The sequence below is a fragment of the Acinetobacter sp. genome, from assembly GCF_036666595.1.
In the GTDB taxonomy this organism is placed as follows: Bacteria; Pseudomonadota; Gammaproteobacteria; order Pseudomonadales; family Moraxellaceae; genus Acinetobacter.
The window spans coordinates 412,521-430,403 of record NZ_JAVWVO010000001.1 but is presented as its reverse complement, the minus strand read 5'-3'; the positions used below and the strand labels follow the sequence as shown (position 1 = coordinate 430,403).

Annotated in this window: 18 protein-coding genes; 8 read left to right on the top strand and 10 right to left on the bottom strand. The window is 41.9% G+C overall.

The annotated features are described in order from the left end of the window. The first annotated feature begins 511 nt into the window (after nt 1-511). Nucleotides 512-1,777 carry an anaerobic sulfatase maturase gene (locus RR876_RS02040; RefSeq protein ID WP_332477489.1) on the top strand — a complete coding sequence of 422 codons (1,266 nt, stop codon included), beginning with the start codon at nt 512-514 and terminating at the stop codon, nt 1,775-1,777. Nucleotides 1,778-2,118: 341 nt separating this feature from the next. Beyond that, the gene (locus RR876_RS02035) at nt 2,119-3,474 is read left to right on the top strand and encodes an arylsulfatase (RefSeq protein WP_332477490.1); all 1,356 of its coding nucleotides are present in this window, start codon (nt 2,119-2,121) and stop codon (nt 3,472-3,474) included. A gap of 111 nt (nt 3,475-3,585) precedes the next feature. Here the strand turns inward: RR876_RS02035 and RR876_RS02030 are convergent, their stop codons facing one another. Beyond that, nucleotides 3,586-4,062 (bottom strand): copper resistance protein NlpE, encoded by a 477-nt coding sequence (locus RR876_RS02030; RefSeq protein ID WP_332477491.1) that lies wholly within the window; start codon nt 4,060-4,062, stop codon nt 3,586-3,588. Nucleotides 4,063-4,339: 277 nt separating this feature from the next. On the opposite strand from RR876_RS02030, the gene RR876_RS02025 reads away from it, so the two are divergent. Then, a complete protein-coding gene (locus RR876_RS02025) occupies nt 4,340-4,936 on the top strand; it encodes a 1-acyl-sn-glycerol-3-phosphate acyltransferase (RefSeq protein ID WP_010326291.1) in 597 nt (198 codons plus the stop codon). A 71-nt stretch (nt 4,937-5,007) separates the two neighbouring features. On the opposite strand, the gene RR876_RS02020 is transcribed toward RR876_RS02025, so the two are convergent. The 4 genes from RR876_RS02020 to mrdA form a co-directional block, all read right to left on the bottom strand. After that, nucleotides 5,008-5,343 carry a hypothetical protein gene (locus tag RR876_RS02020; RefSeq protein ID WP_332477492.1) on the bottom strand — a complete coding sequence of 112 codons (336 nt, stop codon included), beginning with the start codon at nt 5,341-5,343 and terminating at the stop codon, nt 5,008-5,010. A gap of 164 nt (nt 5,344-5,507) precedes the next feature. Then, complete coding sequence (locus RR876_RS02015) at nt 5,508-6,242, bottom strand: sulfite exporter TauE/SafE family protein (protein WP_332477493.1); 735 nt, start codon at nt 6,240-6,242, stop codon at nt 5,508-5,510. Between the two features lie 196 nt (nt 6,243-6,438). Beyond that, nucleotides 6,439-7,005 carry a 16S rRNA (guanine(966)-N(2))-methyltransferase RsmD gene (gene rsmD, locus RR876_RS02010; RefSeq protein ID WP_332477494.1) on the bottom strand — a complete coding sequence of 189 codons (567 nt, stop codon included), beginning with the start codon at nt 7,003-7,005 and terminating at the stop codon, nt 6,439-6,441. Nucleotides 7,006-7,007: 2 nt separating this feature from the next. After that, on the bottom strand, nt 7,008-9,053 hold the full coding sequence (mrdA, locus tag RR876_RS02005; protein WP_332477495.1) for a penicillin-binding protein 2: 2,046 nt from the start codon (nt 9,051-9,053) through the stop codon (nt 7,008-7,010). Nucleotides 9,054-9,294: 241 nt separating this feature from the next. On the opposite strand from mrdA, the gene RR876_RS02000 reads away from it, so the two are divergent. The 4 genes from RR876_RS02000 (at nt 9,295) to RR876_RS01985 (ending at nt 12,210) form a co-directional block, all read left to right on the top strand. Then, complete coding sequence (locus RR876_RS02000; protein ID WP_004980918.1) at nt 9,295-9,813, top strand: hypothetical protein; 519 nt, start codon at nt 9,295-9,297, stop codon at nt 9,811-9,813. A gap of 63 nt (nt 9,814-9,876) precedes the next feature. Beyond that, the gene (locus tag RR876_RS01995; protein ID WP_332477496.1) at nt 9,877-11,193 is read left to right on the top strand and encodes a hypothetical protein; all 1,317 of its coding nucleotides are present in this window, start codon (nt 9,877-9,879) and stop codon (nt 11,191-11,193) included. Between the two features lie 77 nt (nt 11,194-11,270). Continuing rightward, on the top strand, nt 11,271-11,930 hold the full coding sequence (gene adk, locus RR876_RS01990) for an adenylate kinase (protein WP_004980915.1): 660 nt from the start codon (nt 11,271-11,273) through the stop codon (nt 11,928-11,930). Nucleotides 11,931-12,012: 82 nt separating this feature from the next. Further along, entirely contained in the window at nt 12,013-12,210 is a 198-nt protein-coding gene (locus RR876_RS01985) for a hypothetical protein (RefSeq protein WP_332477497.1), read from the top strand. Between the two features lie 11 nt (nt 12,211-12,221). Here the strand turns inward: RR876_RS01985 and nth are convergent, their stop codons facing one another. Both nth and RR876_RS01975 read right to left on the bottom strand, forming a co-directional pair. Beyond that, nucleotides 12,222-12,932 carry an endonuclease III gene (gene nth / locus RR876_RS01980; protein ID WP_332477498.1) on the bottom strand — a complete coding sequence of 237 codons (711 nt, stop codon included), beginning with the start codon at nt 12,930-12,932 and terminating at the stop codon, nt 12,222-12,224. A gap of 3 nt (nt 12,933-12,935) precedes the next feature. Next, nucleotides 12,936-13,730: an RnfABCDGE type electron transport complex subunit B gene (locus tag RR876_RS01975; protein WP_332477499.1), complete on the bottom strand. Its 795-nt coding sequence runs from the start codon at nt 13,728-13,730 to the stop codon at nt 12,936-12,938. Between the two features lie 346 nt (nt 13,731-14,076). Here RR876_RS01975 and gdhA point away from each other — a divergent pair, with 346 nt between their 5' ends. Next, the gene (gdhA, locus tag RR876_RS01970) at nt 14,077-15,420 is read left to right on the top strand and encodes an NADP-specific glutamate dehydrogenase (RefSeq protein ID WP_332477500.1); all 1,344 of its coding nucleotides are present in this window, start codon (nt 14,077-14,079) and stop codon (nt 15,418-15,420) included. A gap of 77 nt (nt 15,421-15,497) precedes the next feature. Here gdhA and RR876_RS01965 read toward each other — a convergent pair whose 3' ends face one another. From RR876_RS01965 to rlmH, 3 genes are all read right to left on the bottom strand, one after another. Then, nucleotides 15,498-16,280: a DUF4377 domain-containing protein gene (locus RR876_RS01965; protein WP_332477501.1), complete on the bottom strand. Its 783-nt coding sequence runs from the start codon at nt 16,278-16,280 to the stop codon at nt 15,498-15,500. A 141-nt stretch (nt 16,281-16,421) separates the two neighbouring features. Then, nucleotides 16,422-17,198: a class III extradiol ring-cleavage dioxygenase gene (locus tag RR876_RS01960; protein ID WP_005399833.1), complete on the bottom strand. Its 777-nt coding sequence runs from the start codon at nt 17,196-17,198 to the stop codon at nt 16,422-16,424. Between the two features lie 108 nt (nt 17,199-17,306). Beyond that, nucleotides 17,307-17,789 carry a 23S rRNA (pseudouridine(1915)-N(3))-methyltransferase RlmH gene (gene rlmH, locus RR876_RS01955; protein WP_332477502.1) on the bottom strand — a complete coding sequence of 161 codons (483 nt, stop codon included), beginning with the start codon at nt 17,787-17,789 and terminating at the stop codon, nt 17,307-17,309. Nucleotides 17,790-17,883: the final 94 nt, after the last annotated feature.

Below are 17,883 nucleotides of genomic sequence, written 5' to 3'. Positions count from 1 at the left end.
GTCTTGTTTAGGTTCAACTGAATGGGGAGAGATTCGAGCGATTAAGTAGTTCAAGGATATAACGACCATAAAAAATTCAATTACCATTCTTTTGAGTGGTTTCTCTATTTTCAAAGTTTGATAACGTGCTCTACCAAGCGATGGGACTGTGTGAGATGGGTCGGTATTTTTCAGCATGCCTAAATTGGAATTAGCTGTTGATTTTTACTCTTACACAGTAGCTTTGCTGATGAAAATTAAGCTTAGGGATAAGACGAGAATGAATTATAAAACATTGAAACTATCAAAATATCCGCAAGGTCATCTAATAGCCTCCTTCCTGTTGCATGTCTAGTGGCAATAGTCACTCGGGTTAATCTATTCAAAATACAAAACGGCTCTAGTCTTTAGCAGATTTCATGCAGTGAATGGAATGAAATCACCAGATCTCTTTTCGCAAAATAACTTGTGTACATAGTTTTGTACAGTTGTGAATTTGTGCCCGAACGCTGAAAAAATGAGGACTTTAAAAATGCGAATGATACCTTTACAAGCTGAATATCCGCCTTTAAGAAGCCTGCAAGTGCAGGGACAAACCTATCGCTATCACGTGATGATCAAACCCACTGGGGCACAGTGCAACTTAGATTGTAGTTATTGCTTCTATTTGCATAAACAAGACATGTTACAGCAACCCAAAGTTCCGCGTATGTCTGAGTCGATGCTTGAGTTACATATTAAGCAATATATCGAAGCGCAAACGGGCAATGAAGTGGTTTTTAGTTGGCAGGGTGGTGAGCCGACGCTTATGGGGTTGGAGTTTTTTCAGCGGGTGGTTAAGCTGCAAAAAAAATATGCGAAACCTCATCAGCGTATAGAAAATGATTTGCAGACCAATGGCACGTTACTGGATGATGACTGGTGTGCATTTTTAAAACAGCATGATTTTTTGGTGGGTTTATCTATAGATGGGCCTGCCGAGTTGCATGATATCCATCGCTATAACAAAGGTGGAAAACCGACGCATGCCAAAGTCATGCAGGCTGCTGCGTTATTGCGCCAGTATCAAGTCCCCTTTAATGCCTTATGTGTGGTGAACCGTGATAATGCGAAACGACCGTTAGAGGTTTATCGTTTTATCCGCGATCAGGTGCAACCGCGTATGATTCAACTGATTCCAGGAATGGAAAGTGCCCAGTTTCAGCAGACGGCACCAGGCCATTGGAATCCTCAAGATTTACCTAAATTGGGCAGTTCAGCAGCGCATCCGGGTAGTTCAGACTCTGTGGTGACAGACTGGTCGATTGCTGCCGATGATTGGGGTATATTCCTTTCAACTGTGTGGAAAGAATGGTTACAGAAAGACTTTGGACAGGTTTTTATCGACCAGTTTGAAAACATGGTTTCGATGATGTCTGGTTATGGGGCGCAGAAATGTGTGTCGGGTCAAATTTGCGGGAAATCCTTGGCGGTCGAACACAATGGCGACCTCTTCTCTTGTGATCATTTTGTTTATCCCGAATATAAATTGGGCAACATTCACGAGATTCACCAAGGCGATTTAGTTTTTTCTGAGCGACAAAAGAAATTTGCATATGCCAAATCCAAGTCACTGCCGGAATACTGCCAAAAATGTCCATATCTTCAATATTGCTGGGGTGATTGCCCAAAAGACCGTTTCCTCAAGACCCCTGATGGAGAGGCCGGTTTGCATTATCTTTGCTCAGGCTTAAAACGTTTTTTTCATACTGCACTTCTATCTAAAAATGAAATCGCTAAACGGATACGACCGCATTAGGAAACTGTTGTCACTGGTTTTTAGAAAATGCTTTTTCTAAAAAATAAATGTGTAAGGCACTGATATTGTTTTACGTTTAGTGCCAATTGGGTTTGAAACAAGGATGAAAATTCGTTTTATACGAATGTGTTTAAGGAAAATACCATGCAAAAAAACTTAATTTCTCGCTCTTTAGCTTTGGTAGGTGGAGCATTACTTTCAACAGCACTTATGGCGAAACCACCCAATATTTTAGTGATTATGTCCGATGATGTGGGTTGACAGAACGTCAATGTTTATAGTCATGGTGTGATGGGATATAACACGCCAAATATTGTGACCGTATTGCTAAAGAAGGCATCATGTTTACTGACCATTATGCGCAGCCAAGTTCGACTGCTGGGCGTGCAGCATTTATTACAGGTCAGTATCCAATTCGTTCAGGTATGACCACTGTGGGCCGCCCAGGTTCACCTTTAGGGATTAAAGCTGCAACGCCGACTTTGGCAGAAGTGCTCAAACCGCTGGGTTATATGAATGGTCAGTTTGGTAAAAACCATTTAGGTGATCGCAACGATAGTTTACCGACGGTACACGGTTTTGATGAGTTTTTCGGTAATTTATATCATTTAAATACGGAAGAAGATTCGGAACAGTATGATTATCCAAAAGATCCTGAGTTTCAGAAGCAATATGGAACGCGTGGTGTATTGCATTGCTATTCGTCTAATGATGACGATGAAACTGTAGATCCGCGCTTTGGCGTAATGGGTCAACAAAAGTGTAAAGACTCAGGTCCTTTAACCCGTAAGCGTATGGAAACGGTAGATGATGAGTTTATTGCAGCCAGTGTCGATTTTATGAAGCGCAGCAAGAAAGCAGATAAACCGTTTTTCGTTTGGTTGAACCCAAGTCGTATGCATATGTTTACCCATTTACGTGACTCACATCGTTATTTGGCGGCGAAAGCTACTTCAGAAGACGATTTATACGGCAGCGGTATGATTGAGCACGATATGCAAGTCGGTGCATTGTTGGATGATATGAAGAAGATGGGTGTATTGGATAACACCATCATTGTTTATACCACCGACAATGGCCCTGAACACAGTGCCAAAAATCATGGTGGAACGACACCGTTTCGTGGTGAAAAAATGACGACCTATGAAGGGGGAGTCCGTGTTCCAATGATGGTGCGATGGCCGGGACATATTCCTGCAGGACAAGTGAAACACGGCATTCAGTCGCATATGGATCTGTTTACAACTTTGGCGAATGTCGCAGGGAATAAAAATGTTGTAGAGGAGATGAAAACCAATCGTAAGCAAATTATTGATGGTGTGAATAATCTTGATTATTGGACGGGTAAGACTACAGAAAGTAAGCGTAATAATTTCTTGTACTATCATGAGTCAACCGTACGTGCAGTTCGTATTAACCAATGGAAAGTTCACTTTGAAACCAGTGAAAATTATTACGACCAGTATCAAAAGCAAAAATTTCCAGTGATGTACAACCTTCGTCAGGATCCATTTGAGTCTTTTGATAGTGTGAGAGATCGTTCAGATATTCTTCAAACCAAACAATGGATCAATGAACCATTGCAGAAATTGCTTGGTTCACACATCAAATCATTGATGGACTACCCACCTGTACAAAAAGCTGCAACCTTTGATTTTAGCGAAATCATTAAACAAATGCAGACGCAAAAGCAGTAAATTATGAAAAAAGGTAGCTGAAGTAATTTGGCTACCTTTTTTGATGCTTGGGGAGTTCATGCTGTAACCTATAAATACGCAATTTAAATCATGCATCATGTTGTGAGAATTTTATTCTAGGGATTTGGTGAGTTTAAAGTTGAACTCAGGTTGATCCAGCACTTGGCCTTTATCGCCACGCATTTCAATAAATTGCGCACCAATATAATAAATACGGCTATCACCTGATGAGTCGAGCTGTATCAGTTGATCAGAGCCATTCAAAAATTGAAATGAGCCTTTCACTTCATTGACATAATTATTATTCGATTTGCCTAAAAATTTTTGTTTCAACACGAAATGACGATCTAAGGTCAGTTCAAGTTCAGTGTCGATCCCAGAACAATCGTGACAGGGCAGAATCCCTTGATATGTACCTACCCAATCTAAGGCATTTGCTGTGTCTGATGTATCTAACACGGTTGCGCTGGCACTGTCGTCCATAGATGCCGTGACGTTGTGATCTGGGGGTGGATTGTTTTCATTCGGTTTTGAGCATGCGGCTAACATGGTGAAAGATAGGCATAGTGCTAAAAAAGTCTTTTGCATATACAGCACCCGATATTATTCAATGTTTAGTTTTACATTACAGTAGTGCTGGAGACGAAACTGTGAAGATCTGTGAGTGCGTCTGTATCTTCAATAAAGAATACTATTCACGTATTTTTGTGTTTAATCTCAAAGGTTCTGTTTTTTCTTGAAATATTTGGAATTAAATAAAATATACGTTTATAGATTAATTGTTGTTTTATTGATCGTCTCGCCGTGTATTTGATCAGCAGCATTGCTAGAATCGGCGCGGATTTTCAGTAATGTGGTATTTTTTGTGTTCGAAAAGCTTGCAGAACAAAGTTTAGCCTTAATGGGGTGGCAGATTGATAATCATTGGGATTTGAATATCGATCAATGTGTGATGATTGCAGCGCCACATACCAGCAATTGGGATGCGTTGTACGCGCGTTTGGCATTAAAAGCCTTAGGTGTGCATGTCCGTATCACTATTAAAGACAGCTATATGAAACTGCCATTTGGGCCATTTGTTCGTGCAATGGGCGGGATAGGTATTGACCGTCGTCCAAAGCATGAAGGTGAACCACGTCCAAGTATGGTACAACTCATGAGTGATCTTTTTAAAGAACACCCTAAGTTGGTTATGTTGGTCACCCCTGAAGGGACACGTGCTAAGCAGGAACAGTGGAAAACAGGTTTTTACCATGTTGCAGTCAGCGCAGGTGTTCCGATTGCGCTGGCCTATATGGATTATGCGAAGAAAAAAACTGGAGTGGGTAAAATTATTTACCCTACTGGTGACTATGAAAAAGATATGGCTGAAATTATGGCATTTTATGCGCAAATTTCTGCTAAATTTCCTCAAGATTTCAGTGTCGATACTCGCTATCACAACGACTCAACTGTGTCTTAACTTCAAATTTAAGTCATATGAAATTAAAAAAGACAGCTTTCGAGCTGTCTTTTTTTATTGTTAACCGTATTTTAAGGGCTCTGCTGAGGATTGGGTAAAACCCCACCTAGCGATTGGCATGCGGCTGTATAACTTTGTAGCTGTGTTTCAATCACTTCAGGCAGTGGCAGGTCAAAAATTTGATCGCCCTGTTGATAGCTTTCTACATAGGCTTGAGCTTTTTGTTTACTGCTGGCAAGCACTTGTTCATGATAACTGGTCATGCTGCTGTGGTCGGCCTGATCGCGCTCTATATTTTGACAGTCAAAAGATTGGAGAAGTTTTTCGGCTTGTTTTATTTCTTTGGATGAGCTTATGGAGCAAGCACTGATAAAGCAAAGACTCAGTAGTGCAAGAGGCAGTTTCATATATGGTGAGCGGTGGGTTTGAAGGTGCGCCAATTGTATAAAGATTTTTGAACTTGGAGGAAGTCCAGTAGTGCCAAGTTGTTTAAAGATAAGCCTATTTTGACACAAAACACACAATTGCTGACCCAAGCCATTGCCAAAGTTCAGAGTCAGGTTTTATAGCACTACAGAAAGCGATAGCTGATACATAGAAAACAGCCTGAACTAAACAATAAACCCAGTACCGTATGTTTGAACTGCCGCTCAGAAATTTTATAAAACAATTGCGCGCCGAGCATGGCCGGTAGGCTCACACTCAAAAGTAAGATGCCCATATAGGGTAAATGTTGCAAGTTTAAATTTCCGCGGAGCAGATAGGTGAGCAGGGTGAATAGCTGAATGGCGAAATTAAAATGCCTTAAAATTGAGCGCTGTTGCTCTTTAGGAAGGTTTTTTAACATGACCCAAGCTGAAGGCAGTGAGCCACAAAAGCCTCCTAACCCACCCAATACACCCCCAAGAAAACCAATACTGCTATCGGCGTATTTTCCAGAGTTTTGAATGAAGCGAATCTGGAGATTAAGTAGCATCAATGGACACCAAAGAATCAAAAAAATCCCTAGAACCAGTTTAAAGGTAGATGCTTGAATGATGTCTAACAGATAGGTTCCCAATGGAACGCCAATTAGACCTGCAAGGATATAAGGTGCAACGAGGCTTTTATCAAGTTGAAAGGCAGATTCTGACTTTAAGGAAATTAGGTGACTCCAGACCGAGGCAAAAACCACCAAGGGCGCTGCGAGCTGAGGTGCCAAGATCCAGACCCAAAATGACATGGCGATTAAGGCAAATGCAAAGCCTGTGAGCCCCTGTACAAAACCCGCCACCATTGCACCTAAGATAAAGATCAACCAAGTCATATGCGATATATTTAAAATTTTAGCGAGTGTACGATTTTTCGTTTGGTGTACATAGTTTTTAGGCGTGAAAAATGACTGAAGCTTTAGCTTGATTTTGAATATGTATATTGATCTTCATGCATAGCGTAGCTCAGAACCACACTAATATGTGCTAAGGCAGCCTGATAAAGTCATTCAAAAGAGCGTAAAGTCCTAATTATGGACAAACCGCCACTTTCTTTTGATATAAGCTCGCGCGAACAGTCCCAGCTTTGGTACTCTTTATTTGCACCCACGACGTTGGAAGTTTTAACTGATTCAAATCTCGGTCGGCTTCCACATAAATATAGCCATTATTTTGAATCAGAGGATCAGCCAAGAGGGCCAATTCTTCCCATAGCTCTAGGCTATACGGCGGGTCTAAAAAGACCAAATCAAACTGTTCTTTTAAGGTGGGTAATGTTTGCTGTGCAGTCGCTACTTTTAACTGGGCACGGGACTTAGGTACTTTAAGGAGTTCCAAGTTTTGCGTTAAAAACTGTGCTTGACTGCGGTCAGGTTCAATCATCACTACTTTTGATGCACCACGTGATAAGGCTTCAAATGCCAACGCACCCGAACCTGCACAAATATCCAAAACATTACTATTTTGCACATCCCACATGAGCCAATTAAACAAAGTCTCACGTACGCGATCAGGCGTAGGGCGTAAACCTTCAATACTGGCAAAAGGCAGTTGACGACGTTTCCAGTCCCCTCCAATGATGCGGAGTTGATTTTTCATAGTTAGTCTGACTCCACAGGTGCAGAAGACGGTGTAGCTGAATGGCTTGTATTTGCCGCCGTTGATGCGGGTGCTGTATTTGGAGTACTGGTCGGTGCTGCTGCACTTGTCCCAGTTGTGATCGCTGGTGGAGTGCTACCACTTGGTAATTCACCCGGTTTAATCCCCGCCGTCATCAAACCACCACTAATTTGATGGTTTTGTGGACGAATTGGGTTTTTATGACGAGTGAGTAGCCAGTAGTCTAAGATCGGACGAGCCAGCTGTGCCGCAGAACCACCATGACGACCATTTTCCCACACTACTGCAATCGCAATTTCAGGGTTTTCCGCAGGTGCAAAGCCCACGAATAAACCGTGGTCTAACTGACGTTCGGTCAATAGGGCTTCATTGTAGCGCTTACCTTGAGCAATACTTTTGACCTGTGCCGTACCAGTTTTACCTGCAATTTTATACATTGGCGTGCGAATACCACGTCCAGTCCCTGTTTCAATGACATCGACCATGGCATCACGCATTTGTATCCAGTCTTGATCTGTGCCATTGAACTGGATTCTACCATCAGGCGCATTTAAGTCTTTATGTGGTTTCGCACCTTTACTGGTTTGTAAAACATGCGGAATCACATGTGAACCATGGTTAGCGGTAATGGCGGTTGCCATGGCCAATTGCAGCGGTGTTGCAGTAAAAGCACCTTGTCCAATACTCACTGAAATGGTTTCACCTTTGAGCCATTTGGCATCTCGGGTACGCATTTTCCATTCAGGGTTCGGGTAAAGGCCTGTACTTTCACTTGGTAAATCCACGCCAGTTTTTTCACCAAAGCCAAACTGCCGCATCCATGTGTTCATTTTTTCAATGCCCATACGGAACGACAGAATGTAGAAGAAGGTATCACAAGAGACCACTTGAGATTTATGCAAGTTGACTACGCCGTGGCCTGATTTTTTCCAGTCACGGAATTTATGCGAATCGCCCGGAAGGGTGAAATAGCCGTGATCGGAAATGGCCGTGCCCCAATCAATTAAGCCATAATGAATGCCACCTAAACCAAACATTGGTTTAATGGTCGAGCCGGGCGGATAAGCGCCTTGCACAGCACGATTATATAGCGGTTGATCGAGGTTATCGCGTAAACCACTATAGTCTGTATGACTAATGCCGGTGACAAACAGGTTAGGGTTAAAACTTGGACTTGAGACCAAGGCAAGAATTTCACCTGTACGTGGATCCATCGCCACGATTGCACCACGACGACCTGCAAGCTGCTCTGAGGCAACCGTCTGCAAGCCATAATCTAGTGAAAGATATAAGTCATTACCACGAACGGGTTCCTTGCGACCTAAATGGCGCAACACGTTACCGTGCGCATCAGCTTCGACAGACTCATTTCCTGGCACACCATGCAGCAAATCTTCATAGGAGTTTTCTACCCCAATTTTACCAATCAGGTTAGTGCCCGCATACAAATCTTTATTGATGCTTTTTAATTCTTTATCGTTAATTCGACCCACATAACCAATCACATGGGCAAACAGTTCACCATGTGGATAGTAGCGCGTCATCTGGGTTTCGATATTAACCCCAGGGAATTGATATTTAACTTCGCTAAAGCGAGCAATATCGTTTTCATTGAGATTAAGTTTAATGGAAACGCGTTCAGTTTTACGTGAGGCTTTAATACGACTGTTAAAGCGCTCAATATCATCAGGGGTGAGTTCTAAGATTGGCGTTAAACGTTCAATCGTGGCATCAATATCCGTCACATCCGCTCGACTCATCGTCGCGGTAAAGACAGGATAGTTATCTGCCAGCAGCACGCCATTGCGGTCATAAATATAACCCCGCGCAGGGGCTAAAGGTTGTAGGCGGATACGGTTTTGATCGGATGCAGTTGAAAACTCGTCAAATTGCACCAGCTGCAAATAGGCATAGCGAGTGACTAAAATCAGCAAGAAGAAAACCACAATACCCATGGAAATAAAGGTACGATTTCGAAAAATGCGCTTTTCTTGTTGGACATTTTTTAAAGGAAAGTGCTGTTTCATACCAAATCGACTTAAACACATGGATAAAGAGGAAAATACCTGCGCGCTATTCTAACGCATGTCACACTGTTTTGATATTTGTAATCGCGGCTTCTGCTTTTCATTTTTGCCTAAATTTTGACTTTATAGACATCAAAAATATAAATTGCTGTATATAAGTGTTTTATAAATTCTGCTACAGTCAAAATCCTGTAAAAAGGGACCAATTACTAAAATAACATTACGGATAATGGTGACAATAATGACAAGAATTTATCCAGTGTTGGCACTTGTTGCCTGTGCAAACGTAGCCTACGCTCAAGATAATTCCTTTTTGCCAGATGCAAAAATTCCTGCTGGCAGTGCTCAAACATGGAATGTAGGGGCTGGTGTAACGCAGAAATTACTGCACACCAATTTGGAATGGGTGAATCCTTATGGCATTGCATATGCAAAAGCTGGGGTATTTATCAATGATGATTACCCTGTAGGTGGTCAGCTGGGCTTTAGATTTCCAGTTCATTTTACTGGTAAAGATAAAAATGGTTATTATCTCGGTGTTTATGCGGGGCATATTGACAGCAAGAAAGTGGATGGCGAGTACGAATCTCGCCTTGGTGGTGGTGTAGATCTTGCTTATGTGTTACTGAGTCCTGAGCGAATCAGCACTTTCAGTGTGGGGATTGGTGCAGGGGAAAAACTCGAAGCCAAATCGGGCTACGTGGTTGCAGAAACTGAACCGAGACTACAATTTTCCTATACTCTAAGTTTCGGTTTATAGACACAATATCTTTTTTAAAACGCTATATAATTCAGTTAATAAAATTAAATATGGAAGTTATGCATGCTTGAGTACGTCAATCAGTTGTGGCAAACCTTTTTGAATCGACCCGATTTTTGGGCTGTACTCAGCATTATTCCTGTGACTGCTTTTGTGACTTGGGCGCACGTTTGGATGGCCCTGAAAATGGTCTTTTACCCGATTACTTTTTGGGGTTTTCATATTGGACCTTTGCCTGTGGGTTGGCAGGGCATTGTGCCCAGAAAAGCGGGGCGTATCTCAGGCATCATTACCGATAACACTTTATCCAAACTCGGTTCTTTGCGTGAATTTTTAGATGCAATGGATCCTGAGGATATGGCGCGAATCATTGGTGAGCAAGTTGGTTTTGAACTTGAGCACCTGATTGATGAAGTCATGATTGACCGCAATGCCGTACTTTGGGAAAACTTACCTTATTCGATTAAGCGTCGAATTTATGCACAGGCACACAAACAGCTTCCGGCTGTGCTCAGAGAATTAGTGACCGAACTGACTATGAACGTCGAGTCACTTGTGGATATGCGCGATATGGTGGTCAGCCAAATGGAAGGTGACCGCAGACTGATGGTGCGTATGTTCTTGAAAGTGGGTCAGAAAGAAATCAACTTTATTTGGCATATTAGTGCCCTCATTGGGATGTTCTTTGGTATCTTCCAAATGATTGTTTGGTTTGTGGTGCCATGGCATTGGACGGTCCCATTTTGGGCAGCGGTATGGGGCTTCTTAACCAACTGGATTGCGATTTGGATGGTGTTTAATCCAATTGAGCCACACTATGTTCGATACTTGCAACTGACTGAATTAACAAAAGATCGTAAGTTTCCATGGATTAAGCCTGTGATTCCACGCATTGGGACTTATAATGTGCAAGGCGCTTTCATGAAACGCCAAGAAGAAGTGTCTGATGTGTTTGCAAGTGTAGTCACAGAAGACCTGATTACGTTAAAATCCATCATGACTGAAATGATGTATGGCAATAAAAAAGACAAGACGCGTCGTATTGTTAAACGTCATATCAATCAAATCATGGAAACACCATTGGTGAGAACATCTTTACAACTGTCTTTAGGTCCACGTGAATACGCAAAACTGAAGACGGACTTGATTGATCGTTCAATTGAAATTACGATGGTGCCTGTATGCGACCCAGCGTTCAATGCGAGCCGTGCACAGAAAATCTATCAAATGTTTAGAGACCGTATTCGTGAGCTAACACCGAAAGAGTTTCAAAACTTATTACGTCCTGCATTTCAGGAAGACGAATGGATTTTGATTTTATTGGGTGGGGTAACAGGCTTCATTGCGGGTACAATACATTTGTTTGTAGCTTTCTTATAATTAGATGCTAAAAATATGTCGAATTTGTCGGCATGTATAAAGCGTCAAATATATTGTTTAAATGAGGATGTTTTTTTATGCGCATTATCTTACTCGGACCACCTGGAGCAGGTAAAGGTACACAAGCTCAGTTGATCTGTAAGCGCTACAATGTCCCACAAATTTCAACCGGTGATATGCTCCGTGCTGCAATTCGTGAAGGAACTGAACTCGGTCTACAAGCTAAAAGCGTGATGGACAATGGTGGTCTTGTATCTGATGAACTGATCATTGGTTTAGTGAAAGAACGTATTGCGCAACCTGACTGTGTAAATGGCTGTATCTTTGATGGTTTCCCACGTACCATTCCTCAAGCCGAAGCGCTTGAAAATGAAGGCATCAACATTGATCACGTGATTGAAATTGATGTTCCTGACGAAGAAATCGTACAACGTCTTTCTGGTCGTCGTCAGCACCCTGCATCGGGTCGTGTTTATCACATCGTTTATAACCCACCTAAAGTGGAAGGTAAGGATGACGAAACTGGTGAAGAACTGGTACAACGTCCAGATGACCAAGAAGCAACGATTCGTAAGCGTTTAGGTTCATACCACACTGAAACTGAACAGTTGGTTGGTTTCTACCAAGGTCGCGCAGCGTCTGGTGAAAATGCACCAACCTATGACAAGCTGAATGGCTTACGTCCAATTGACGAAGTACAAGCAGATTTGTTTGCGATTCTTGATCAAGACAAATAATTGCATGTTTTAAACATGGCAATGTTTTGACATTGAAAGAGCTCTAAGTCATATTAGGGCTCTTTTTCTTGATCCTGTTAAAATGGAGTCGCGTGTGGCACAAGTTGGAATCATTGTTTTAATTATTGTTGCTGCGGCGGTATTAGTGGGTTTGTTTTATATCAGCGTAAAAATGCTACGCGATGTCAGTAAACAAGAAAAAATGTCGAAGAAGCAACCAGAACGTCAGTTGCATCCGAAATTGCAGCAAGATTTAAAAGATAAATCCAATCAAAAATAAAAAACTGAACTTTACTGTTCAGTTTCTATGGTAATTGTGGAAATACGTGCTGCGCCAAATTCAAAACGATCTGGCCAGTTACACACATCTGAGACGATGCATTCATGACATTTCGGTTTACGTGCGATACAGCAGTATCGACCATGTAAAATCAGCCAGTGATGCGAGTCGACAATAAATTCTTTCGGTATGACTTTCACTAAACGGTGTTCGACTTCAAGCACATTTTTGCCGACAGCCAATCCCGTACGATTGCCTAAACGAAAAATATGCGTATCGACCGCCATGGTCGGTTGTCCAAAAGCAGTATTCAGCACCACATTGGCAGTTTTTCGCCCAACACCAGGCAAAGCTTCTAAATCGGCACGGTTGTTTGGCACGATACTGTTATGTTTTTCAATCAGTATTTTACAGGCTTTAATGACATTTTCGGCCTTCGCATTATATAAGCCTATGGTTTTAATATAGGTTTTTAAACCATCTACACCTAAGGCATAAATAGTTTCAGGTGTATTGGCAACTGGAAAGAGTTTATCGGTGGCTTTGTTGACACTCACATCCGTCGCCTGAGCAGACAAGGTCACAGCCACCAACAGCTCAAAAGGACTCGAATAATTTAATTCAGTTTTGGGATTTGGGCGTTGTGCACGTAAACGTTCAAAAAAGATTTGAATTTGCTTTTTGGTCATGTTTTTTACAGGTTTTCCGCTTGTCGTTAGCATGCTTTACGCTCCCTGTAACTGATGAAGCTGTTGGGTTAAGTCATCCAACAACAGACGTTTTTTTGCATCTTCACGAACGCTGAGTTGCTTTTCTAATTTTTTAATTTGTACGCGTAATTTTGCCAGCTCAATGGTGGATTTTGCATCAAGCTTTACTGCCATTTCTAGTTCTTTTTCAATAATCTGAATATCGGGCACAGCATCATTTTGGGCTGAAAATTGGGCAAATAATGCCGTATCAATTTCCGCACGAACCACTGGACCTTTACGGTGTAGACGCTGTTTTTCTTCACGTTGAATATGTGCGTAATAGCGTTGTCTTAAATCATCTTGCTCCGCCTTACGCAAGGTTTCCGTTGGTATGCCGTCTACATCTGGAATAAGGTCAATACAGTCGACAGGACAAGGCGGAATACATAGTTCACAGCCTGTACATAGGTCAGTCAAAATACTGTGCATAAGTTTACCTGAGCCAATAATGGCATCTACAGGACAGGCACTAATACATTTGGTACAACCAATGCATTCATCCTCACGAATGATTGCTTTCATTCTCTGTGGACGACCATCGGCTTGAATAGGCCAAACACTTTCTTCTGCAATTAATTCTGGCCGGTTTAGCAACTGAGCCAATGCATCGGCTACAGGCTGCCCGCCAGGTACACATTTATTGGCTGCTTCACCTTCGCTGATGGCTTGGGCATAAGGCAGACATCCATCACGATGTCCGCAGAGTCCACATTGGGTTTGGGGAAGGAGAGCATCGATATTTTGGATCAGGGAAATGTGCGAATTCATGCGTAAACCAATCCTGCAGATGAATTTGCAGAGATATTAGAAGAAATAGGTAGATCACTGAATTTTACCATGTTTTTTTTGATTAATCCTGTGTTCTAAAATGGTTCATTAACTGCATCATTTTTGAGCAAAAAAAGATTTTAAGCCTGTGTTTTCATTGGTGTTTTTTTATAAAAAATTCTAGGTATATTTTATATAAATAATTGTTATATAAATGATAAATATGTTTTTTGATAGAAATGTGTTGTGAATTGTTGGTAAAAGATATTTAATTGTTTGCGCCAAAAATTAACATTGTTTATAAAATTTGACCAATTTTGATCCATTTTCTGCTGAGGATTAAGCGTTGAAATATAACAGCCTTAATGAGTTTTTAGATTACGTGAAAACACGTGATGAACATCAACCCGAGTTTCTACAAGCGGTAGAGGAAGTCATGACCAGCCTTTGGCCGTTCATTGAAAAAAATCCTCGTTATGCAGATCACGGTTTGCTAGAGCGTTTGGTTGAGCCAGAGCGTGCGATTCAATTCCGTGTTTCATGGGTGGATGATCAAGGTCAAACCCATGTAAACCGTGCTTTCCGTGTTCAATACAACTCGGCGATTGGTCCATTTAAAGGTGGTATGCGTTTTCACCCATCGGTAAATCTCTCGATCCTAAAATTTTTAGGCTTTGAACAAACCTTTAAAAATGCGTTAACAACACTGCCAATGGGTGGTGGTAAAGGCGGTTCAGACTTTGATCCTAAGGGGAAGTCTGAAGGCGAAATTATGCGTTTCTGCCAAGCGCTAATGATTGAGCTATACCGTCATCTGGGTTCAAATACAGATATCCCTGCGGGTGATATTGGGGTGGGTGGCCGTGAAGTGGGTTATATGGCTGGCATGATGAAGAAGCTGAGTAATGACACTTCATCTGTGTTTACGGGTAAAGGTTTAACCTTTGGTGGTTCTTTGGCGCGTCCTGAAGCAACGGGCTACGGCACAGTGTATTTTGCTGAAGAAATGCTGAAAACACGTGGCGACTGCTTCCAGAGCAAAACAGTCACGATTTCTGGTTCTGGTAACGTAGCACAGTACGCTGCTGAAAAAGCAATGTATCTAGGTGCAAAAGTCGTGTCATTGTCTGACTCTGCGGGTACGGTATATGTAAAAGCAGGTTTTACCGATGCTTTACTTGCTGAAGTGATGGAACTGAAAAATGTGAAGCGTGGTCGTATTTCTGAGTTTGCCTCTAAGCATGGCTTTGAATACTTAGAAGGGCAGCGTCCATGGTCTATTCCATGTGATATCGCACTGCCATGTGCAACTCAAAATGAGTTAGATCAGGCGGATGCTGAAGTACTTCTTGCAAATGGAGTGATCTGTGTCGCTGAAGGAGCGAACATGCCTTCTACTTTAGATGCAGTAGAAAAATTCGTTGAAGCGAAAATTTTATACGCACCAGGTAAAGCATCGAACGCGGGTGGTGTTGCGACTTCTGGCTTAGAAATGTCACAAAATGCTTTGCGTTTGGGTTGGACTTTTGAGGAAGTCGATGAGCGCTTACATGCGATCATGAAAGAAATTCACCGTAACTGTGTGAAATACGGTACACAAGCAGACGGTACTGTGAACTATGTAAATGGTGCCAACATTGCAGGCTTTGTAAAAGTTGCAGATGCAATGCTTGCTCAAGGCGTATTCTAAGTTTATATACACTTAGAAAAATCCCAATAAAAAACCGAGGCTTTAGGCCTCGGTTTTTTTTCTAGGTCATTGAACGATTACAATGAACCTTTTACCGCTTCACGTTCAATAATCATGTCTTGAACATAAGCATATTTTGATTGGTCAGCCGCAGGGTTGGCAATTTCAAAACGTTTAACACGTACGATTTGACGCTCTTTCGGATTGTGGGTGAAACCATCAATGTGGTTATAGAATAAAGTCCAGTCTTTATCGACCTGTGTCTTTACTCCATTTTCAGCATATTTAATTTCACGAACTTGTAGGCATTCCATACGGGCAACACCTGTAGAACATGTTTTGGTTTCTGGTGAAATTTCTAAGAAAACAGTTTCACCTTGGCTTTGATATTTCGATTCAGCGGTTTGTTTACCCGTGAATACAATTTTTTCACCTTTTGCCGATACCACGGTCAGTGTTGGTGCATCAGGATCATTTAGGTTTAAAACAAACGGTGCTTTACGGTTGTCAAATAAATCTGCTGCGACACCTTCTTGAGCCATGGCTTTGGGTTCACATGCCATTTGAGTCGCCATCAGGTTACCCGTCACGATTTGATTATTCTCAACTTTCCAACTGGTACCCATACCGTTACAACTGGTTGCAATGCCTAAGCGGCCTGTTTTTTTGTCAAAGTTTAAAACCAAAGGTTTAGGAGCATCTGCGGTGTTCGCGCTCCAATGGTAGTTTGCGAGTGTTTGATCTGCATTTTGTTGTTGTAGTACAGACACAGCCAAATCTCCTACTTTTTGAATATCAGATGATTGGCAAGCAGCCAGTGCGAGTGGGAAAAGGGCAATCGCTAAATATTTTAATTTCATGGGTTACAAGTTCTTGATTTAAAATAACAAGATATATGATATCCGAAGTTCTTTTTAAAAGAATGAATACATTCGGTTCTTTTGGGTTTCAAAATGTATCCATAAATATTTTTTTGTTAATATATAAGTAAAATTTATACATTAATCGAAGCGGTAAATGTCCATGCCCAGTGCACCCATGGTAAAACTGCTATGTACAATATTAAAACGATGACCTGTACCCATCGCAAAAAATATTGGGGCAAAGTGTTCTAAGGTTGGGTGGTTACGACGGACAAAAGGAATCGATTCCCAGTCTAAAATGGCGTCAAAGTCCTGATGGCTAAGTTTCGCGACGACATGATTACGAAACGTCGATGCCCACTCAGGTACCGCTTGTGACTGACCATGCCAAGACAACTCGGCTAAGTTATGGGTAATACTCCCTGAGCCAATGAGCAAGACCTGCTGCTCGCGTAGTGGCGCAAGGGTTTGTCCAATTTTATAAATCTCCTCTGCCGACAGATTCATCGGGAGTGAAATTTCCACCACAGGGATGTCTGCATCTGGATACATATGGAGTAAAGGCATCCAAACGCCATGATCACGCGGACGAGTACTGTTTGCATGAGCTGAAAAACCCGCTTCTGCCAATAAATGTAGAATTTCTTCAGCTAGAACAGGTTGACCGGGTGCTGGGTAGCGAATGTCATAAAGCTCAGCAGGAAAGCCTCGAAAGTCATGCCATGTCTCAGGACGGACTCCAGTACTTACTTCAAGTGAGTTACTTTCCCAATGAGCGGACATAATCACAATTGCTTGTGGTGTCGGTAAGTTTAGGCCCAAACGATGTAACGCAGGCCCAACTTGCTCTGGATTCAACGCAAGCATGGGTGAGCCATGAGAAATGAATAAGCCGGGTAGCGTTTGTAAGTTCATTGTGAAAGCCTAATAGGAGAAGATGAAAAGAATTTTGTCAGATTCTTATCATCTGTGTAATGGGGGAAATATCAACGTATTGTTCCAAAAAAAGAACAATACTTGAGCTTAACCTGCACGATGATAAGGATGATTGTGGTTAATACTCATCGCACGGTAGAGTTGTTCAATCAGCATCACGCGAACCATCGGGTGTGGTAAGGTCAGTTTGGATAAAGACCAATGCCAAGCAGCTGCTTTGCGTACTGTTTCAGAGTGACCGTCAGGCCCACCAATAGCAAGCACAATATCATTGCCCTCCAGCATCCAGCCTTTCATGGTTTCTGCCAGTTTTTCGGTGCTAAACTCACGACCACCGACTTCTAAAGCAATCAACACTTCGTTGCCTTTCATCGCATTTAAAATGCTATCACCTTCAATTTGACGGTATTTTAAAATATCTGCTTCTGAATCATTTTTACCGCGCTTTGCCATTGGCAGTTCAATAATCTGCGTTTGCACAAAAGGTTGAATACGTTTGAAATAATCTTCAAAACCAGTCAGTACCCATGCAGGCATTTTTTGACCAATGGTCAGAATACGGATTTTCATAATGGGTCATGTATAAGGAGATGATTCATTATAACGGTGAAAGCAAGGCTTTGCAGTGAGACGAAACAAAATGCAATTGAATTCACTGAGCTAA